The organism is Hymenobacter nivis (assembly GCF_003149515.1).
GTDB lineage: Bacteria > Bacteroidota > Bacteroidia > Cytophagales > Hymenobacteraceae > Hymenobacter > Hymenobacter nivis.
In genome coordinates this window covers 1,293,814-1,313,784 of sequence record NZ_CP029145.1, presented here as the reverse complement: position 1 = coordinate 1,313,784, position 19,971 = coordinate 1,293,814, and the positions used below count along the sequence as shown (strand labels likewise).

At 60.4% G+C, this 19,971-nt stretch carries 19 protein-coding genes; 6 read left to right on the top strand and 13 right to left on the bottom strand.

The genetic code is table 11. The features are described from left to right. Nucleotides 1–11: 11 nt before the first annotated feature. The 9 genes from bamJ to DDQ68_RS05640 all read right to left on the bottom strand — a co-directional run bounded on the left by bamJ (nt 12) and on the right by DDQ68_RS05640 (nt 9,854). Nucleotides 12–653: a BamJ family beta-barrel-assembly machinery protein gene (bamJ, locus tag DDQ68_RS05675; RefSeq protein WP_109655438.1), complete on the bottom strand. Its 642-nt coding sequence runs from the start codon at nt 651–653 to the stop codon at nt 12–14. Between the two features lie 132 nt (nt 654–785). Then, nucleotides 786–920, bottom strand: coding sequence for a hypothetical protein (locus tag DDQ68_RS24220; protein WP_281271084.1), 135 nt, complete (start codon nt 918–920; stop codon nt 786–788). Nucleotides 921–1,159: 239 nt separating this feature from the next. After that, nucleotides 1,160–2,080, bottom strand: coding sequence for a helix-turn-helix domain-containing protein (locus tag DDQ68_RS05670; protein WP_109655437.1), 921 nt, complete (start codon nt 2,078–2,080; stop codon nt 1,160–1,162). Nucleotides 2,081–2,168: 88 nt separating this feature from the next. Further along, the gene (locus DDQ68_RS05665; RefSeq protein WP_109655436.1) at nt 2,169–3,164 is read right to left on the bottom strand and encodes an aldo/keto reductase; all 996 of its coding nucleotides are present in this window, start codon (nt 3,162–3,164) and stop codon (nt 2,169–2,171) included. Between the two features lie 142 nt (nt 3,165–3,306). Further along, the gene (locus DDQ68_RS05660) at nt 3,307–4,356 is read right to left on the bottom strand and encodes an aldo/keto reductase (protein WP_109655435.1); all 1,050 of its coding nucleotides are present in this window, start codon (nt 4,354–4,356) and stop codon (nt 3,307–3,309) included. 230 nt (nt 4,357–4,586) lie between these two features. Beyond that, nucleotides 4,587–5,639, bottom strand: coding sequence for an aldose epimerase family protein (locus DDQ68_RS05655; protein ID WP_245897420.1), 1,053 nt, complete (start codon nt 5,637–5,639; stop codon nt 4,587–4,589). 839 nt (nt 5,640–6,478) lie between these two features. Then, nucleotides 6,479–7,231 (bottom strand): GDSL-type esterase/lipase family protein, encoded by a 753-nt coding sequence (locus DDQ68_RS05650; protein ID WP_211320235.1) that lies wholly within the window; start codon nt 7,229–7,231, stop codon nt 6,479–6,481. 78 nt (nt 7,232–7,309) lie between these two features. Beyond that, nucleotides 7,310–8,437 (bottom strand): OmpA family protein, encoded by a 1,128-nt coding sequence (locus DDQ68_RS05645; protein ID WP_109655433.1) that lies wholly within the window; start codon nt 8,435–8,437, stop codon nt 7,310–7,312. 547 nt (nt 8,438–8,984) lie between these two features. After that, on the bottom strand, nt 8,985–9,854 hold the full coding sequence (locus DDQ68_RS05640; protein WP_109655432.1) for an aldo/keto reductase: 870 nt from the start codon (nt 9,852–9,854) through the stop codon (nt 8,985–8,987). 81 nt (nt 9,855–9,935) lie between these two features. Between DDQ68_RS05640 and DDQ68_RS05635 the strand changes: the two genes are divergently transcribed. From DDQ68_RS05635 to DDQ68_RS24635, 3 genes are all read left to right on the top strand, one after another. Next, nucleotides 9,936–10,199, top strand: coding sequence for a hypothetical protein (locus DDQ68_RS05635; RefSeq protein ID WP_109655431.1), 264 nt, complete (start codon nt 9,936–9,938; stop codon nt 10,197–10,199). 63 nt (nt 10,200–10,262) lie between these two features. Next, nucleotides 10,263–11,033, top strand: a complete 771-nt coding sequence (locus DDQ68_RS05630; RefSeq protein ID WP_109655430.1) for a hypothetical protein — start codon at nt 10,263–10,265, stop codon at nt 11,031–11,033. A gap of 30 nt (nt 11,034–11,063) precedes the next feature. After that, nucleotides 11,064–11,162, top strand: a complete 99-nt coding sequence (locus tag DDQ68_RS24635) for an SEC-C metal-binding domain-containing protein (protein ID WP_109655429.1) — start codon at nt 11,064–11,066, stop codon at nt 11,160–11,162. Between the two features lie 105 nt (nt 11,163–11,267). Here the strand turns inward: DDQ68_RS24635 and DDQ68_RS05620 are convergent, their stop codons facing one another. Beyond that, complete coding sequence (locus DDQ68_RS05620; protein ID WP_109655428.1) at nt 11,268–11,645, bottom strand: DUF6155 family protein; 378 nt, start codon at nt 11,643–11,645, stop codon at nt 11,268–11,270. Between the two features lie 91 nt (nt 11,646–11,736). On the opposite strand from DDQ68_RS05620, the gene DDQ68_RS05615 reads away from it, so the two are divergent. Both DDQ68_RS05615 and DDQ68_RS05610 read left to right on the top strand, forming a co-directional pair. Further along, nucleotides 11,737–12,240 (top strand): transposase family protein, encoded by a 504-nt coding sequence (locus DDQ68_RS05615; RefSeq protein ID WP_109654768.1) that lies wholly within the window; start codon nt 11,737–11,739, stop codon nt 12,238–12,240. Between the two features lie 5 nt (nt 12,241–12,245). Then, entirely contained in the window at nt 12,246–12,686 is a 441-nt protein-coding gene (locus tag DDQ68_RS05610) for a transposase family protein (RefSeq protein WP_109654769.1), read from the top strand. A gap of 301 nt (nt 12,687–12,987) precedes the next feature. Here the strand turns inward: DDQ68_RS05610 and DDQ68_RS23400 are convergent, their stop codons facing one another. Further along, entirely contained in the window at nt 12,988–13,473 is a 486-nt protein-coding gene (locus tag DDQ68_RS23400) for a type II toxin-antitoxin system RelE/ParE family toxin (RefSeq protein WP_245897419.1), read from the bottom strand. A 538-nt stretch (nt 13,474–14,011) separates the two neighbouring features. Between DDQ68_RS23400 and DDQ68_RS05600 the strand changes: the two genes are divergently transcribed. Next, nucleotides 14,012–14,626: a DUF4136 domain-containing protein gene (locus DDQ68_RS05600; RefSeq protein WP_109655427.1), complete on the top strand. Its 615-nt coding sequence runs from the start codon at nt 14,012–14,014 to the stop codon at nt 14,624–14,626. A 570-nt stretch (nt 14,627–15,196) separates the two neighbouring features. Here DDQ68_RS05600 and DDQ68_RS22615 read toward each other — a convergent pair. Next, nucleotides 15,197–16,228, bottom strand: a complete 1,032-nt coding sequence (locus DDQ68_RS22615; protein ID WP_162549878.1) for a hypothetical protein — start codon at nt 16,226–16,228, stop codon at nt 15,197–15,199. A 77-nt stretch (nt 16,229–16,305) separates the two neighbouring features. Next, nucleotides 16,306–19,725, bottom strand: a complete 3,420-nt coding sequence (locus DDQ68_RS05595; protein ID WP_109655426.1) for a methylmalonyl-CoA mutase family protein — start codon at nt 19,723–19,725, stop codon at nt 16,306–16,308. Nucleotides 19,726–19,971: the final 246 nt, after the last annotated feature.

The following is a 19,971-nucleotide window of genomic DNA, read 5'->3' as shown; positions in this document are numbered from 1 at the left end:
TCGATTGGACCTCAGTTGTTCACTTTCAGCAGCTCCACGTCGAACACCAGGGCCGCGTCGGGGCCGATGTCGCGCCCGGCGCCGCGCTTGCCGTAGGCCAGGTCGGAGGGGATGTACAGGCGCCACTTCGAGCCCTCGGGCATCAGTTGCAGGGCTTCTGTCCAGCCGGCAATCACGCCGTTCACGGGGAAGGTAGCGGGCTGGCCGCGCTGGTAGCTGCTGTCGAATACGGTGCCGTTGGGCAACGTGCCGTGGTAGTGGGTCGTCACCGACGATTTCAGCGTCGGCTTCTTGCCGCTGCCCTCGGTGATGATTTCGTACTGCAAGCCGCTGGGCAGCGTGGTGACGCCGGCTTTCTGGGCGTTTTCGGTGAGGAAGGCTTCGCCTTCTGCTTTGTTGTTGGCCATGGTGGTGGGGTCTAAATCGTTGTCGTCATTGTTTTCGCCGGAGGCATCGCCGAGTTGCTCTTGCAGCTGCTGCATGGCAGCTTGCATTTGCTCGGGGGTAAGCTGGCTGGGGAGGCCCTGCATCCCTTCCTTGAGGGCGGCAGCCAGGGTATCAAGGTCCAGCTCCAGGCCCTGCTGGGCAAAATTACGGGCCAGGTCGCGGCCGATGATGTAGCTTACCTGCTGCTGGTTGGTGTCAAGCGTCATGTAAAAAGATGGTTGAGATAGGAGAAAAACTGGCCGCAAAGGTCGGCACTACGCCGCGAACGGCCCACAAAAAAACCCCGCCGCAGGGCAGGGCTGTTCCCAGTACGGGCCGCCGCGCGAAAAGGCTGCCGCCTAGCCGTAATGGGCCGCGTCTTCGCCGTGCAGGCTAAAGCGCAGGTCGAGCGAACGCAGGCGGGCCATTAGTAGGCCCAGCGAGCCAAAGCCGCCGAGCAGCAGCAGCGAGGAGAAAGCAGTGGATTTTTTCATAACAGCGTAGATGATAAGGCAGTGAAGTAAGGTGACAAGTATACGGCAGGCTAAGGAATTTGTTATGCATGTAGCATAAGTTAAACGATTGCGTTGGCGCGATTGGCAGCAAATGGCCAATAAAAAGTTGTCGGGTGGGCCTCGGTCCCGCACCATGAAGAAAAAAAATCGGCCGCTGGGGCCCGGAGCGTTAAAACGGGCAGGGGAAATTAAGAAAACGATACCCGATTTTTTGGCCGCTAGTGCGCTGAGAACCGGTAGGCGGCTGGCGTGAGGCCGGTTTTGCTTTTGAACAGGCGGCTGAAATACTGCGGATACTCAAAGCCCAGCCGAAAAGCCGTTTCGTTGACGGTGAGCGAGGTGCTGCGCAGCAGCAGCTTGGCCCGCTCGATGAGGACGTGGTGGATGTGCTGCTGCGTATTTTGGCCGGTGAGGGAGCGCAGCAGGTCGCTGAGGTAGGCCGGCGACACGTGCAGGGCGTCGGCGAAGTGCTGTACGGTGGGCAGCGGCCGGGGGCCCTCCGTGGCGAAATAGGCGGCCAGCAGCGCCTCGAAGCGGCTGAGCAGGTCGTGCGCGGGGGCGCGGCGGGTCAGGAACTGGCGGTGGTAGAAGCGGTTGGCGTAGCTCAGCAGCAGCTCGATTTGCGAAACCAGCACGTCCTGGCTGAAGGCGTCGATGGGCCGCTCGTATTCGCCCCGGAGGGTGGCCAGCAGGCCATCCAGCAGCGCTTCTTCCTGGGCCGAGATGTGCAGGGCCTCGTGCACCTGGTAGGAGAAAAAACCGTAGCTGGTAATTTTCTGGCCCAGCGGATACTTCCGCAGCAGGTCGGGATGGAAGACCAGCATCCAGCCGCTGAGTTCGGAAATATCCAGCGTTTCGTCCACCGAAAACACCTGGCCGGGGGCCACAAACCCCAGCACGCCCTCGCTGAAGTCGTAGGCCTGGTGGCCGTAGTGCAGCCGCCCCTTGAAGTCGCGCTTGAGCCAGACCGTGTAAAGTTGCTGCATCACGGGGGGCAACGGCGCGGGCGGCGGCGCGTGGCGGGCCCCGGCCAGGTCGATGAGCGTGAGCAGCGGGTGCGCGGGCGCGGGCAGCCCGCAAAACCGGGTGTAGTCCGTCACGGTGGCCAGCACCTGAAACGCTTTGGTGGGCTGCTGCATGGTGGGTGGAAAATTAGAAAAATGGCTACGGTAAACGCCGGCCCGCGGCGAGTGCCGCAGGCCGGTTGGCTGGCCAAAAATAACCGGCCTACATTTCGGGGTAGGCTGCGCCGGCCACGCTGCCCACCGGCAGCACGGCCTCAATGGCGGCCAGCTCGGCGGGGGTGAGCGTGAGGCTGGCGGCCGCCACGTTGGCTTCCAGGTTTTTGCGGCGGCGGGTGCCGGGGATGGGCACCACGCCCTGGGCCAGCACCCAGGCCAGGCCGAGCTGCGCGGACGTGATGCCCTTGGCGGCGGCCAGGGCTTGTAGCTTTTTTACCAACTCCAGGTTTTTGTAGAAGTTCTCGCCCTGGTAGCGCGGGAAAAAGCGGCGGAAGTCGTCGGCCGCAAAATCGTCGGGCGACTGAATATCGCCCGATAAAAAGCCCCGGCCCAGCGGCGAGTAGGCCACGAAGCCGATGCCCAGCTCCTGGGCCGTGCGCAGAATGTCGCCCTCCTCGGCCCGGCGGTCGAAGAGCGAATATTCGGTTTCCAAGGCCGTGAGCGGGTGCACGGCGTGGGCCCGGCGCAGCACGTCGGCGGGTACTTCGCTCAGGCCCAGGTAGCGGACTTTGCCTTCCTCGACGAGGCGGCTCATGGCGCCCACCGTCTCCTCGACGGGGGTGGCGGGGTCGAGGCGGTGCAGGTAGTAGAGGTCCACGTAATCGGTGCCCAGGTTGCGCAACGAGCGCTCGATGGCCTGGCGCACGTAGGCGGGCCGGCCGTTGAAGCCGTTGGTCATGCGGTCCGCGGCGTCAATCTCGAAGCCAAACTTGGTGGCCAGCGTGACCTGGGTGCGCTTGCCGGCAATGGCCTTGCCCACCAGCTGCTCGTTCACGAGCGGGCCGTAAATATCGGCCGTGTCGAGCAGGGTTACGCCCAGCTCCAGGGCGCGGTGGATGGTGGCGATGCTTTCCGCGTCGTCGGCCGCGCCGTACACGCTCATTTGCCCCGAGGCCATGCCCGTCATGCCCATCAGGCCCAGGCCCTCGGCCGAAACTTTCAGGCCCTGGCTGCCCAGGGCTACTTGTTTGATAGTGCTCATAATGCGTGAGTTGGGATGCTCAATAAAGTGGGTTACTTTCTTGAGCAAAGGTCCGGTCCCGCTCCGGGGCCCCGGCTACACAAACCGCGTTTTGTGGGATACAAACCGCCGCGCCGGGGGCCCCGTTATTGCCCCCGGGGCCCTACTGCCAGCCCGCCACGGTGTGGCCGCCGAAGATGGCGCGGTTCACGGCCGGCCCGAAAATGGCGTAAGGGAAAGTGGACTCGGGCGCGCTAGCCTCGGCTAGGGCCCCCAGCTGCTCGGGCGTGAGGTGCAGGTCGAGCGCGGCCAAGTTGTCGGCCAGCTGCGTTGTTTTGCTGGCCCCGATGATGAGCGAGCTGATGCCCGGCTGCGCCGCGGCCCAAGCCAAGGCCACTTGGGCCAGTGGCCGGCCGGCCTCGGCCGCCACTGTCCGCAGCGCGTCCAGCACAGCCCAGTTGCGGTCAGTGAACTTGCTGTTGCCGAACGGGTTGGGGCCGGTGAGGCGGCCCTCGCCAGTGGCCCCGGCGCCTTCGCGCTGGTACTTGCCGGCTAGGAAACCGGCCGCCAGCGGGCTCCACGGCACAAGGCCCAGGCCCAGGGCGCGGGCGGCGGGCACGTACTCGCGCTCGATGGTGCGCTCCACGAGCGAGTATTCGAGCTGCATGGCCACGGGGCCCGGCACGGCGTGCGCGGTGGCCAGCGTGGCCAGTTGGGTGGCGTACCAGGCGGGCATGTCGGAGAGGCCGAAGTAGCGGATTTTGCCGGCCCGTACCAAGTCGCCCAGGGTTTGCAGCACCTCATCGGCGGGCGTCACCGCGTCCCAGGCGTGCATGTAGTACATGTCCACGTAGTCGGTTTTCAGCCGGCGCAGGCTGCCTTCCAGGGCCCTATAAATGTTTTTGCGGCCGTTGCCGCCGCCGTGGGGGTTGCCGGCCTGGGCATTGAAGCCAAACTTGGTGGCTAGTACCAGCTGGTCGCGCAGGCCGCGCGCGGCCACGTAGTCGCCCAGCAGCTCCTCGCTGCGCCCACCAGCGTACACGTCGGCGGTGTCAATAAAATTGCCGCCGCCGTCGACGTAAGCATCAAAAATGGCCCGCGATACGTCGTCGGCCGAGCCCCAGCGCTGGGTGCCAAACGTCATGGTGCCCAGGGCGAGCGGGCTGATAACCAGGCCGGAGCGGCCCAGGGTGCGGTAGTTGGCGAGGGACATAAGACGCAGTTAGTGAAAGGTGAGGGGAGGGCCCCGGTGGCTGCCGCCGGGGCCCCGCAAAGGTGCAGGCCCGGCCCGGGGCCCCGGCTACACAAAACACAGCTTTTGCAACACAAAATGCAGCGGGCCCCCCGCCGTTTGGCTTGCTCCACAGGCAAGCCGAACGGCGGGGGGCCCGGCGGTCCCTTGTTTAGGAAGCGCGGTTCCCCGCCTGCCGCCTTTTTGAAAAGCTACTTCCGCACTCCAAACGTGTAGGTGGTGGCGGTGTGGTAGGTTTCGCCCGGCTTTAGCTCGGTGGTTGGGAACTTGGGCTGGTTGGGCGAGTCGGGGAAGTGCTGGGTTTCGAGGCAGAAGCCGGCGTGCTTGCCGTACACGGTGCCGTTGTGGCCCGTCAGGGTGCCGTCGAGGAAGTTGCCAGTGTAGAACTGCACACCGGGCTGGTCCGTGCGCACTTCCAGGGTGCGGCCCGAGGCGGGGTCGTACACGGTGGCGGCGCTGTGCTGGCCGGTGGTGGTGTTGAGCACCCAGTTGTGGTCGTAGCCGCCGGGCACCTGCGCAATCCGCTCGCCAATGGCGTGGGGCGTAGTAAAGTCAAATGGCGTGCCCTTGACGGGGCGCAGCTCGCCGGTTGGAATTAGGGTGGCGTCGACCACGGTGTAGCGGTCGGCGGGCAGCGTCACCTCGTGGGCCAGCACGTCCTTGCTCTGGCCCAGGCTCAGGTTGAAGTAGGCGTGGTTGGTGAGGTTGAGCACCGTGGCTTTGTCAGTGGTGGCGGTGTAATCAATGCGCAGGCCGTTGTCGTCAGTGAGGGTGTACACCACCGTCACGTCGAGGGCCCCGGGGTAGCCTTCCTCGCCGTCCTTGCTCAGGTACTTGAGCGTCAGGCTCTGGCCGTCGGTCGAGCGGGCGGGGGTGGCCGTCCAGATTTTCTTGTCGAAGCCTTGCTTGCCGCCGTGCAGCGAGTTCGGGGCGTTGTTGGTGGCCAAGGAATAGCTCTTGCCCTCCAGCGTGAACTTGCCGGCCTTGATGCGGTTGCCGTAACGCCCAATCAGGGCCCCGAAATAGGGCCCTGACTTCAAAAAGGCGGGGCTCTGGTAGCCGCTCACCGCATCGAAGCCCAGCACCACGTCGCCGGTTTTGCCGTTTTTGTCCGGCACCTGGATGCCGGTAATGGTGCCGCCGTAGTTGCTGATGGCCACCGTCATGCCGTGGGCGTTGGTGAGGGTGAACAGACGGGCTTCGGTACCGTCGGTGGTTTTGCCAAAAGCAGTGGACGTGGGCATGGGGGCGGAAGGGGTGCGAACGGAACCGGTGGCAGTGGCGGGGGCCCCGGCAGTGCTCTGCTGGGCGGAGGGCTGCGGGTTGCAGGCGGCCAGCAGCAGCAAGCTGCCGAGGCTGCCCGCCCCGAGGCGGCGAGAATGGGTCATGAGAAAAGGGGCGTGAAGGTGGGAAGTCGCGGCGGGTTCGCCGCGGGGCCCAAAACAACAGCTTTTTTTCTATAGGTTGCTCCCGGGGCCTGTGCGCTACTGGCGCCGAGCCCGCCAGGGCCCCGCTCGGGGCGCGGGCGGGGCCCTGGCGGCCAGTACATCAGGGCCCTGCATGAAGTGCGCTTCGGCGAGGTACTGCGCTTTCAGGCCGCCGTTCCTCGTGATGCTGCGGGGATGCGACCCCGTGCCTGGTTGGTGCGGTACGTGGTGCGGTAGTCGTGCCCGGCGCCTGCCGAGCTGAAGAAGTGTTGGGTTGGAGGAAGCGCATGAACACGGCCAGCTCCACGAACGGGCTTTGGCTGTATAGCTCATCGGAGCGGGTCAAGATGAACTACCACGAGTGGCTGTAGCAGGGCGGCCAGCTGTGAGCCAGAACTCCGCCACGAAGAGCGTGTGGGGGTAGGCTGGCCCAGTACTCGGGGCTCCGGGCCGCGCTTTTGTGCAGCCTGTGAGCAGAGCTCCGTTCACCAGAAAGCTCCCAACGGCCCGAACCAAGGGGAGTGCTTGCCCGCGGTGCACGGGCATTTCAACGGAAATTACCCCGCAAAACGGGGCCGGGCGTGGGGCTGGGTTGTTGCGCCGGGCCTCCTGTTGCGTTGCGCCGGGCTGAGGGCTTGCTACCCGGCGGCGGGGCGTTACTTCGGCTTCTTTTTCAGGGCCTTGGCCACGGCTTGTTGCAGCAGGGGCCCCATTACGCGGTAGCCTGCCAGGGTGGGGTGCACGCCGTCGCTGGCCAGGCCGGTCCTCATGCCCTGCCGGTCGTCGGCCAGGGCGGCGTGGTAATCCAGGTACACGAAGCGGTGCAGGCGGGCGTAAGCCTTAATTTGAGTGTTGAGGGCCACCACTTTGGGGCCCGGGCCCAGCCCGGGCCGCCAGGGAAACTCGGCCGCGGGCGTAACGGAGCACAGGATGACCCGCACGCCGGCCGCCCGGGCCATTTCGGCCATCGCCGTGATGTTGTGCAGGGTGGCCCCGGGCTGGTAGGGCCCCGCGTTTTCGGCAATGTCGTTGGTGCCGGCCAGGATGGCCACCGCGGCGGGGTGCAGGCCCAGCGCGTCCCGCTGAAAGCGGTCCAGCATTTCGGCCGATACTTGCCCGCTGATGCCGCGGCCCACGTACTCGTAGGGCTTGCCAGCGAAGAACGCGGGGTCGGCCCGCGGCCAGGCGTCGGTGATGGAGTTACCCATCAGCACTACGCGCGGCGTGCCGGCCACTGGCGCCGGTAGCTGCCGGTTTTCGGCGGCGTAGCGGGGCAGGTTGGCCGGCTCGGTGGGCGCGGGAGCAGGTGGTGGGGCCCCAGCCGGGGCTTGTTGGGCCCGGAGCGGGGAGGCTAGCAGGCCGAGGGCCAGCAGGCCAAGGGCCAGCGCGAACAGCATAAAGAGTTTCATAAGCAAACGGGCTCTTGCGGGGGTGTGAAGAGGTAAAAATAGTGCAAACTACTGGTTGCCGGCCGGTTCCGCGCGCCGTTAGGGTACTTCTTCCACTTCCACGCGCCGGTTGCGGGCGTCGGGCGATGGGTACAGGGGGCGCGTGTCGCCGTAGCCGGCGGTGGCGACTCGCCCGGCCGCGACGCCAGCCCGCACCAGGTAGGCCTTCACGGCGGTGGCCCGCTGCTCCGATAGCACCTGGTTTTTGTCGGGTTCGCCCACGCGGTCGGTGTAGCCCAGCACGCGCACGCGCCGGGCCGGCTGTGCTTTCAATTCGGCGGCTAGCTGGTCGAGCGCCGGGCGGGCCGCCGGCAGCAGCTTGGCCTTGCCCACCTGAAACAGCACCGTGGGCAGCACCGCCGGCACGGGTGCCGCTGGTGCGGGCACTGCGGGCGCGGGGCGCAGAGTATCGGGCGGTGCTGGGGTGGGCAGTGCCGGCGTGGGTAGCGGGGCGACCGGCAGGGTGGGCGCGGGGGGCAGCGGTACCGGGCTGGGCGGTGCGGGGGCCGCCGGGGCCCCGGCCACGCCAATAGTAATGGGCACCACGGCGCTCTGCTCGGTAGGATAATAATCCTGATTCAGGTAAAAGGTGGTGGGCTTGCTGAGCTTGACCCGGTACGTGTTGCCAGTGGCTAGGCGCTGCTTCAGGTCGGCGCTGGCAAACCACTGCACGTTGCGGCCCGACACGCGCACGGTGCTCAGGGCCCCGGCGCGCACGGTGGCCGCCGATTTCAGCTTGATGCGGTAGAACGTGTAGGTGCCTGTGTTGCAGCTGCCGACGGGCTCGTAGGTGGCGTGGCCGGTCAGCTTCTCCTCGCGTTCGTCGTAGGTGAATGCGATGGTGCCAGAGCACCAGTAGCTGAGAAACGTGCGGCCGGTTTGGTTGAGTTTGCGCCCGTGCGCCAGCCGCATGCCGGCCCCGTGGGCCGCGCGCGCACCGCGCATCTGGAACGTGACCGAGGCCCCGGGGTTGCCGCCTTCCTCCTGGTACAGCACTCCAAACAGGCCGTCGCCCGAGCTTTTCTGCACCCGCAGCTCCGTGGGCCAGTGCGCCCCCCGGCGGTGGGTGTCGGTTTCGACGCCCTGCCAGCTGCCGGTCAGAGACTGGGCGCGTAGGGGCCCCACCAGCAGCCAAGCGCAGAGGCCAAACCAAAAGTTACGTTTCATGCGCCTAAAACAAATACCAGCCGGCTTAGGGCCCCGGCGCGCCTCAGTTTACTCTAAGAAGCTGTTTAAGTTAGTGGCCTTCAAAAAAGCCTTCTGTTACCCCAATCAGATACTTCAGGGGCAGATGTTGCTGCAAACGGGCCAAATTTCCGCCAAGCAGGTGTCAGAGGTTGGCTGGAAGACAGGCAAAATTTGCCTTGGTATTGAAAATTAGTTAGTTCATCTGAATCAACTAACCTAAACAGCTTCTAAGCGCTTGCAGCGGCCATACTCGCTCAGCGTGCGGCAGATCGGTACTTGGGAAAGGTTGCGCCGGCCTGCCGCGGGCGCGGCGAGTGGGATGAGGCGCTCGGTGCCAATGCTCGTGCCGGCGCGGATTTTCTACCCGCCCGTGCCATCCCCCGCTTCGGGGGTGAACGCCCCGATGCGCCGGCCCAGCGGGAGGCATCCTTGCGGTATGGCGAAGCCAAATACCTGGAGACCAGGCATTTTTAGCGTCAGGTGGGTGGCCGCTACGGCGTGGGCCGGTGCCCCGCTGCTTCGTCCGCTACCTTAGGTAGGCCATGTCCTCCGCGCTGAGCTGAATATCAGCGGCGGCTAGGTTTTCGCGCAGGTGGGCCAGCGACGACGTGCCCGGTATCGGCAGCAGCATGGGTGACTTGTGCAGCAGCCAGGCGATGTTGAGCTGGGCTTCGCTCACGCCGCGCTGCCGGGCCAGCGTGGCCAGCTTGTCGCCGGCGTTGGGCAGGCCGTGCACCAGCGAGTAAAACGGCACCAGCGGAATGCCGTGCTGTTCGCACAGGGCCAGCACTTCTTCGCCGCCGCGGGTTTCGCCGTGGGCATTGCGCAGGGTGGTGCGCTGGGCGTAGCCGTACATGTTCTCCACGGTGGCAATTTCACCCATCGCCAGGCCGGCTTGCAACTCCTCGGGGCCCACGTTGCTCAGGCCCACGTGTTGGATTTTGCCTTCCTTTTGCAGTTCAAACATGGCGCCTAGTTGCTCGTCCAGGGGCACCGGGCCGGGGCCCATCAGGCGCAGGTGCACCAGCTGCACTTGCGCCTGGCGCAGGGTGCGCAGGTTGTTCTCGATGCTGGTGCGCAGGTTGGCGGGCGTGTTGAAGGGCACCCAGCTTTTGTCGGGCCGGCGGGTGGCGCCCACCTTGGTGCAAATCACCAGGTCCTGCGGGTAAGGGTGCAACGCCTCCACAAGCAGGCGGTTGGTAACGTCCTCGCCGTAGTAATCGGCGGTATCAATGAAATTGACGCCGTGGGCCACGGCGGTTTTCAGAATTTCCAGGGCCTGCGGCCGGTCGGCCGGCTCGCCCCAAATGCCGGGGCCCGTCAGGCGCATGGTGCCGTAGCCCAGGCGGCTCACGGTGAGGGAGTGGGCGGAATGGGGGGCAATGGTGAGCGTCATGGCAGGGGCCTGGGGTGGAAAAGCGGTGCGGCTCAAACAGACGTTTCCGGCGCAGGTTTGCTTCCCGGGGCCCCTTTATTTATGCACCGCGCCGCTTTTCTGGCACGCCCGGACGCTTTTGCCCACCTCTACCAAAGGGGGCATGCCGCTTTGAATAGGGAGAAGGGCGGCAAAATCCTTCGAGAAACTGGCCTGGCCCAGTTCGGGCCGGCCTGGGCTGCCCAACTCGCCACCAAGGCATCGCTGGCCGGTTGCTTTTTATCTTTTATCCATAAAAACAGATATTTGCCGCCGCGCCACTGCGCTGGCTATTGTTTCATCAAATCAATTGTTCCGATGACCTAACCCACCTTTACGCACCCGGTTTTTGAGCGGCTTTATGAGCGCGATTACTTTATCGACGATGCGGTGCTGCGCGAGATACTGGCGCTGGGTCCGGCAACGGCCGTGCCCGAGCTGCTAAAAATAACCGGCACCACGCTGGAAAATTACCAGGCCGGCAAGCTAGCGGACACCGAATGGCTGGATACCTACTACTTCCAGCACGCGCTTTACCTGCTGCACGAGCTGCAAGCCCCCGAGGCCTTCGACGTGTACCACCGCGTGCTGCGCCTCGATTCATCAAGCACCGAATTCTGGTTTGGCGACGACCTGTTTGAAGAGGTGCCCACTATGCTGGCCCACGCCACCCAAACACGTCTGCCCGAGCTGCTGGCCCTGTTCGAAGACAAGGAATTGATTCTTCAGCACCGGCTGGTAGTCTCCAGCGCTATTGCGCGGTTAGCCAAGGAGCAGTCCGAGCTGTGGCCCGCCATCAGCGCACTTTTGCAGCGGTACCTGCGCCATATTATTACGCACGCCGACCAGGCAAAGCAGCTTTTCCCAGCCGATGTGGGTATCTACAGCTATGGGCTGGAAGATTACCTGGGACTACTGCTGGCCGATGTGCAGGATGCCGGCCTGCGCGAGCTGGAGCCTGAGATACGGGAGCTGCACCGCCTGGGCTTTGTAGATGAGGGCGTCAGCGGCGGAGAGAACGATATTGACTTCAATAAGGTGTCTCCGCTGCCACCATTCCCCGGTATCTTCGTTCGCTACCAAGAGTTGCGCGACGACTCCGATAGCTACTCGCCTTTCCACCCCGACGCGGCTGGCATTGCCCAGCGGCGCGCCCAGTAGGAAGCGAGATACGCCCAGGCCCGGCGCGACATGGCCCGCCCGCAGCCCCAGCCGGTACAGGCCAAAATCGGCCGCAACGACCCGTGCCCCTGCGGCAGCGGTAAGAAGTACAAGAAGTGCCACGGATAGCAACGGGCATGGGCTTAAATAGTCCTGGCGCGGGCTTAAGCGCAGCGTAACCCGTGCCAGTTTGGGTGCCGGTAAAGGGCTGGCTGGCAGCCATTGCGAGCAATGCTAGCCGTAATATTGCTCATATAGTTCCGCCAGTGTATCGTGAAAACCCCAACCGATATTGCGCGTGTCGGTGACCACCCGGTGGCTGCGCTCCGCAAACTCGGGCAGTAGCTTGGCCTCCCGCATCAGCACCAGGGCCTGCTCGTACATGCCCTCCAAGCTGTAGTAAAAACTTTCGTTGATGTCACCGTAGTCGTTGGTGAAACGTACGCCGCACTCCACATAATGCAGCATCAGGTCGGCCAGCGGCTGGGCCGATACGCCGAGCTTGCGAAAGTCGCTGATGGCCGCCTTGCCCTGGCGCAGGTTGTAGTCGTAGCCGCGCTTGGGGTAGAACGCGCGCAACACCCGCTCGCGGTGAGTTGCCAGCAGGGCCACCTCGTTCGGTTCAAAATAAAAATCCAGGTATTAAAGCTAATTCGGAAGTGTGTGTTAAGTTACTGCCCGTAGGCGAGGCGTAAATTTGGCTATGGATTACCTGAGTTTGCGCGAGCGGCCCCGCCAGTTTCTGGCCCTAACCAGCTTGCGAGCGGCGGAGTTTGACGACTTGCTGACCGACTTTGCCCCGGCCTGGGAGCGCCACCACCGCTACCACACCCTGGAAGGAACCCAACGGGCGTTCCCCGCCCACCGCGAGCGGGCCAACGCCGTGCTGGCGGGCAGCGATATAAAGCTCTTTTTTCTGCTCACCTACCTCAAAAGCAACGCCTTGCAAGAGCACCAGGCCGCCAGCTTTGGCATTTCGCAAGCGCGCGTCAGCCACTTGGCTACCGCCCTGCTGGGCGTGCTCAACCAGGTGCTGGCCCGGCGCGGGCTGCTGCCCGTGCGCGACGGCGGCGAGTTGGCTCAGCGCCTGGCTAACCACCCGGAGCCGGTCTTTGCCTACGACGGGGTCGAGCGGGGCGTACCACGTAACACGGACCGGGAGGCCCAGGCCGAGGAGTACAGCGCCAAAAAAAAGCGCACCGCGTAAAAAACATGACCTTATGCGATTCCACGCAGTACGTGCATTTTCTCTCGGCTACGGAAAGCGGGCGAGCGCACGACAAAAAACTGGCCGACGAGTACGCGCTGCACCTACCGGCGGGCTGCGTGTTACGGCAGGATTTGGGCTTGCTGGGCCACGCCCCGACCGGGGTCGTGGTGGAGATGCCCCACAAGAAGCCGCCGAAGCGGGAGTTGACGTTTGCCCAAAAGCTGTATAACCAGTTGCTGAGTCCGTTGCGCGTCGTTATCGAACACGCGCACAGCGGTATCAAGCGCCTGCACATGGTGCAGGGCACTATCCGCTTGCGCGGCGAATGGGTGCGCGATACGGTCATGGTCGTGGCCTGTGGGCTGCACAACCTGCGCGTGCGCAGCCCGCACCGCGCCTATCGCGCACCTGTCCACGCGAAACTCGCTAACTACGCCGAATAAGCTTTATTCTTTAACGGCTTTTTGTTTTTTGTACAACTCGCCGAGCAGTGCGATAAGCTGCGGCTTTTCCAGCTTCTGGAGTTCTTTTTTAAGGTCGGTCAGGCTCATGGAAATAAGCAGATTGGTTGGGGCGGCAAGCTACTTCAAGTAACGAAACCAGGCCAATTGTGATTCGATTTTATATGATGCGAACACGGTTGCAAGATGCTACTCTTGGCCACTCAAACTGCCGCCCCCCAGGGCCCCCGCCGCCTCTTGGCACGGCGGGAAAGGCGGAAGTTACAGAACTGGAAATCAGTATTTAATGAAAATCCAGATGCCCGCCCAGCCCACCCGCGCTAATGCGCTGCAAAGTGGATAGCCGCACATCTTTCAAATCGTTCTCCAGCTTGGAGATGTAGGATTTATTAGTGCCGGATAATTCGGCCAACTGGGCCTTTATCAGCCCTTTGGTCCGGTGGGCTTGCTGGAGCATCACCTCCAGCTTAAAGGTTTCATAGCCGGCCTCAAACCCCTCACGCGGTTTCGTGCCTAGGGCCCCGTACTGCTGCCCAATGAACTGGTCGAGGCTAGTTAGGTTTTCGTAGTATTCAGTTTCGACTTTATGGGCTTTGTCTAACTCGGCGGGCGGGGTTTTCTGCGTTTTATTGGTGAAGCCGTGGCCGGCTACTACCAAATTGCCGGCATCGAAGAAGCAGAAGATGCGGAAGATGTCGCTGCCGACTTGCATCCTGATTTCATACAGGCCATCGGTGCCGGTCAGGTGCTTGAAGTATAGTCCAGGAATCTGGTCCGGGTCCTCTTCTATGCGGAGCGTCCACAGAATCTTCTTCCTGACCTTCTCGCTCTAGCTGGCATAGAAGTCCCGGAAGTAGCTTTTGAAGAAAAACAACTCGCGCTTTTTGGCCATCGAGCAAAAGTAAGCCTGATAGCCTCTGTAGCGGGTTTTTGCTATCTCGGCTGCCGGAAAATTACTGGCGCCTCCGGGCGGTTGGCTGGCTCGTCCGAGGTGTTGGGGCCGGTGAGGCGCTTAGTGCTATGGCCCAGGCGGGAGACGGGCAGGGGCCGGGTGAAATGCGGGGTGATGGTGATTCCCAGGTGTTGGTTTGGGATGGCAAGTTTAATTCTCAGCTAGGGCTGGCCAGGAGGAATTTAGTGCGACACGTCCGTACCAGCTGAAAGCGTATAAACTTTCATTTAAAAAATATAAACCATCACTTAAAAAACGGCGTACAGTGAAACAGAAACGCCTGTAATCAACCAAGTACAAGTTTCTAATGCTTAATCCAAATTTTTTCTCCCACTTGAATAGTCATTAAACAGCCATGAAAACATTACATCCGACTTTGCTCCTCACTTTCTTTGCCGTGGTTGCCGCGGGCTGCGCCCAACGCTCAGGGGTCGTTGTTGGTAGCGACCAGCGCGGGAGTGCTAATTCGAGCGCGGGGGCAGGCATGTACGCCAGCACCACCAACGGCCCAGACTTCAGCAAGTACAAAACGTACTCCTGGGCTTCGCAGGTTACTAATCTGCAGAACGGCGTTTATTTTCTTAACGATTTAGTGTTTAAGGGCATGGTGCGTGATGCCGTAGAACACGAAATGGCCGCCAAGGGCTATACTTACCAGCCTACCGGTGGCGACTTAGTGGTTAATTTCCGGTCCTTCGACCAGCCGGTTGAGATTACAAGCAATGAAAATCTAGGCACCGATTACTGGGCTACCAATGAGCCTTATGCCTATGACAGCCAACGGAAAGTGAAACTCGATAAAGGCAGCATCCTGGTGCAGATGATCGATCGGAAAAAAGGCGTAGAAGTGTGGCAAGGCTATGCTTCGGGCCTCACCAACGGCGATGCTTTTGATAAAAACCATGACAAGGTATACGTGGCCGTCGGCCAGATTTTCAAAGAATATAATCACCGCGGCGATAAACTGTAACCACGTAAGTAGTCCGGTGGAATTGATTTAACTTTTTAGCACGTCATGCTGAGCTTGTCGAAGCATCTCTGCCGCTCATTAAACCAATCGTTTAACAAAGTGATAGGGATGCTTCGACAAGCTCAGCATGACCGCCTTTACGCATAATTAATTCCACTAAACTACCTAGTGAATACGTTTTAATTTTTAAATAAAGAGCCGGAATAGTTATTCCGGCTCTTTTGCTTTTTAGGCTCTGCTTATTAGTGCCCCAAACTGACGTTAATATAGCGCAACACAAATCGGCTCACTATCGCGGATGACGCTACAAACCTTCTAGGCTTGAATCATCAGATACTAATCGGAATGCAAGTAGGTGATGCCATGGGCCCCGCCCGCCCCCCAGCGCCCCCGCCGCCTCTTGCAGTGGCTGAAGAGGCGAGAGAAGCTATTGCCGAAGCTTGCCGCGTCGCGTAGAGAGGCTCGGCTGGGTTGCGTAGGCGGTTGCAAACGAAACTCTTACCTACTAAGGTCGGTAAAATAGGGCGGCGTAGAAACACTATTCACGAGTTTGGATTAGCTATTCTCGTCCTAACTGGCGCTTAAATAGCGATGATAAAGCCAGTTCACAATTCCTAGTTTTCCTAGTTGCAGGATTTCAATTCTTGTTACTAGTTCTGAATACTTAGTTTCTTTTTCAACTTCCGCAAATAAAGTTTCTGTCTGTAATTGCCTTCCAGTATGTACAAGCTTAGAACGTAGGCTATAAAAGCTATTAAACTTCTTTTTGTTCGTGTCAGAGCTTCCGATGTACTTAAGTAAATACTCTCTAAATTTTCTGGAAACACTAAATTTAGGTTGTCCACAAGCTTCACACTTTTCAATTTTAACACCGTCATATTCAATGTTTATCATTGTTTCAAGTGATGTGAATGATGATAAAAGTGAAAGAGTTTTCCTTCGGTCACTTAACTCAACAGCTGAAACAGTGTAAGAAATGGCAGAGTCAATAGATTTCTGCAAAGCGGGTTCTAGAGAAAAGTATGTGTCAAATAATTCACTAATAATTGATGGTAAAGTAACTTCTTTAGTGCGGTCTGAATCAAGATGAGGATATTCATAATAATATTCCGGATAGTGAATCATACTTATTGGTTTGATTATTTGATTTGTGAATCCCTCTATTTTCAATTGGTCGGGCATCCCTGGAAAAAAATACATTTCCCAACACCACTTCGATTCCCAGGAGTTAGCATCAACGCCTGGGTCATCGCTAAGAATTGGCATTCCCCACATTCCTTCGGGACTAGATTGGCGAAAGAACAGATTGTTTGTAAATGTGCTAAGTAAGTTTAATATTCTTTCCTGTTTCGTTATCGTTGTAGCCGTTAGTGAGCGTAAGTCAGCCAAATATTCATCATCGTCATCATCGTCCGAGAAAGAAAAGCTAAGTTTTTCTTCCGGAACAGTCCAGTATTCGATTACATTCGGAAAATGCCGTTGTAATCTTGACTTCGGCATTCCTTCTAAATCGGCTGGATATATTTGAAATATATCCTTGTACTTATAGCAACCTCCTAAAGGGGCCTTTGTAAAGAATATGGATTTATGAAAAGATTTCATTTGTAACTCAGCGAGGCGAAATAAAAAAGGGGAGGGCCTATTACAGACCCTCCCCATACACGAATTCAATACAACACCTACATATTCCGCCGGTACTGCCCGCCGACTTCAAACAGCGCGTTCGTAATCTGTCCCAGCGAGCAGAATTTCACGGTTTCCATCAGCTCGTCGAACAGGTTGCCGTTGGCTACGGCGATTTGCTGGAGCTGCTTGAGGCGCGCTGGGGTTTCGGCGGCGTTGCGCTGGTGCAGCAGGGTGAGCATGTCGATTTGGTACTGCTTTTCCTCCTCCGTGGCGCGGATGACTTCGGCCGGCACCACCGTGGGCGAGCCCGTGGACGAGAGGAAGGTATTCACGCCGATGATGGGGTACTCGCCGGTGTGCTTCAGCATCTCGTAGTGCATGCTTTCCTCCTGGATTTTGCCGCGTTGGTACATGGTTTCCATGGCTCCGAGCACGCCGCCGCGCTCCGTGATGCGGTCGAATTCGAGCAGCACGGCCTCTTCCACCAGGTCGGTCAGCTCCTCGATGATGAAGGAGCCTTGCAGCGGGTTTTCGTTTTTGGCCAAGCCCAGCTCGCGGTTGATAATGAGCTGAATGGCCATGGCCCGGCGCACGCTTTCCTCGGTGGGCGTGGTGATGGCTTCATCGTAGGCGTTGGTATGCAAGCTGTTGCAGTTATCGTAGATGGCGTAGAGAGCCTGCAACGTAGTGCGGATATCGTTGAAGTCGATTTCCTGGGCGTGCAGGCTGCGGCCCGAGGTCTGGATATGGTACTTCAGCATCTGGCTGCGGGCATCGGCGCCGTACTTCAGCTTCATGGCCTTGGCCCAGATGCGGCGCGCCACCCGCCCAATCACGGCGTACTCGGGGTCGATGCCGTTGGAGAAGAAGAAGCTTAGGTTGGGCGCGAAGTCGTTGACACTCATGCCGCGGCTCACATAGTATTCCACAAACGTGAAGCCGTTGCTGAGCGTGAGGGCCAGCTGGGTGATGGGGTTGGCCCCGGCCTCGGCAATGTGATAGCCCGAAATCGAGACGGAGTAGAAGTTGCGTATCTTCTCTGTGATGAAGTACTGCTGCACATCGCCCATCAGGCGCAGGGCAAACTCGGTGCTGAAAATGCAGGTATTCTGGGCCTGGTCCTCCTTGAGAATGTCGGCCTGCACGGTGCCGCGCACCTGCGTAAGCGTGCGGGCTTTAATGGTGGCGTACACGTCGGCGGGTAGCACCTGGTCGCCGGTCACGCCCAGCAGGCGCAGGCCCAGGCCGTCGTTGCCGGTCGGCAATTCGCCCTGGTAGCGGGGACGGGGCTGGCCCAGCGCCGCGTAGATGCCGTCGATTTTAGCGTCCGTTTCCGCTTCCAGGCCGTTTTCCTGAATGTAGAACTCGCACTGCTGATCGATGGCCGCGTTCATGAAAAACGCCGCCAGCGTGGCCGCCGGGCCGTTAATAGTCATCGACACCGAGGTGCTGGGGTTGGCCAGGTTGAAGCCCGAGTACAGCTTCTTGGCATCGTCGAGGCAGGCGATGCTCACGCCCGCGTTGCCAATCTTGCCATAGATATCAGGCCGTACGTCCGGGTCCTCGCCATACAGCGTCACCGAATCGAAGGCCGTGCTCAGGCGCTTGGCCGGCAGGCCCATGCTCACGTAGTGAAAACGTCTGTTCGTCCGCTCTGGTCCGCCCTCGCCGGCAAACATGCGAGTGGGGTCCTCGCCTTCGCGCTTGAAGGGGAACACACCCGCCGTGTACGGAAATTCGCCGGGGAAATTCTCCTGCATCGCCCAGCGCAGGCGGTCGCCCCAGCCGGTGTAGCGCGGCACGGCAATCTTGGGTATCTGGTTGCCCGACAGCGACTTGGTGTGCGTCTTCACCCGAATTTCCTTGCCGCGTACCGAGTACACGTACTCTGGGTTGCGGTAGTTTTGGAGCGTATTTTCCCAGTTTTCCAGAATGGCCTGGCTGTCGGCGTCGAGCCGGCGGAGCTGGGTTTGCTTGTTCTTGCCAAATTCCTCTACGGTGCCTTCCGGGCTCTTTTTATCGGCGCGGTAGTGCTCTTCGAGCTTGGCAAATGCGCCGGCTACTTCGGCAATATTGGCCTGCTCGCGCACCCGCTGGTCGTAGGCGCGGTTGGTTTCGGCAATTTCGGAGAGGTAGCGCGTGCGATTCGGTGGGATGATGTAAATCTTCTCCGAGTCCGACGTGCTGGTTTCCAGGTGCGAGTTGAAAGTGGCGCCGGTCTTGGTTTCCAGCATCTTCAGCACGGCCCGATACAGGCGGTTCATGCCGGGGTCGTTGAACTGCGAGGCAATGGTGCCAAACACGGGCATCGTATCGGTGGGCGAGTCCCAGCGGTTGTGGTTGCGCTGGTACTGCTTGCGCACGTCGCGCAGCGCATCGAGGGCCCCGCGTTTGTCGAACTTGTTGAGCGCAATTACGTCGGCGAAATCGAGCATGTCGATTTTCTCCAGCTGCGTGGCCGCGCCGTACTCGGGCGTCATCACGTAGAGGCTGGCGTCGGAGTGCTCGATGATTTCCGTGTCGGACTGTCCGATACCGCTGGTTTCCAAAATGATAAGGTCGTAGTTGGCGGCCTTTACCACGTCCACGGCGTCCTGCACGTAGCGGCTCAGGGCCAAGTTGCTCTGGCGTGTGGCCAGGCTGCGCATATACACCCGCGGCGAGTTGATGGCGTTCATCCGAATCCGGTCGCCGAGCAGGGCCCCGCCCGTCTTGCGCTTGCTGGGGTCTACGGAAATAATGGCAATGGTTTTGTCCGGGAAGTCCATCAGAAACCGCCGCACCAGCTCATCCACCAGCGACGACTTGCCCGCGCCGCCGGTGCCGGTAATACCCAGGATTGGTGCTTGGTGCTTAACGCTTAGTGCCTGGTTCTGATTGTTTTCGCCCTTCTGAAACTCCGTTACCAAGCCGCCTTTAACTCGCTCAAACTCCTCGGGGAAGTTCTCCGCCGCCGATATCAAGCGGCCAATGCTGCGGGCGTCCTTCTCCTTCACGTGGCCGGCCTCACCGTTCAAGTTTTTACCCGTTGGGAAATCGGCCTGCTCCAGCAGGTTGTTAATCATGCCCTGCAGGCCCATTGCGCGGCCATCATCCGGCGAGTAGATGCGGGTAATTCCATAGTCCTGCAAATCGGCAATCTCAGTGGGCAGAATTACGCCGCCGCCGCCGCCGAAGATTTTGATGTGGCCCGCGCCGCGCTCTTTCAGTAGGTCAAATATGTACTTGAAATACTCGTTGTGCCCGCCCTGGTAGCTGGTAATGGCAATGGCCTGCGCATCTTCCTGAATGGCGCAATCCACGACTTCCTGGGCTGAGCGGTTGTGCCCAAGGTGAATAACTTCCGCGCCGCTACTCTGAATGATGCGGCGCATGATATTAATAGCTGCGTCGTGCCCGTCGAACAAAGCGGCGGCAGTGACGATGCGAACGTGGTTTTTGGGCTTGTAGGGCGCGGTGGGAGCGGGGTGCATAAAGGAGGGGATAGACGGGAAATGACGCCGTTCTTAGCTGGCCGGGGCCCCAAAAACAGCGTGTTTTTTAGGTGACAAAGGTACGGCGGGGTCGGCCGAGGCGTTGAGTGTAGGCAAAAGCGGTAGTGCAAAAGGCTCACGCAGCGACGACACGATAAGCTTCAAGTCGTAACGAATTATTGGTTAGGATGAGCGGAAGCTGGCCAACTGGGGCAGGGGCTGACTGAATGGCGTCAAAGTCTTGTT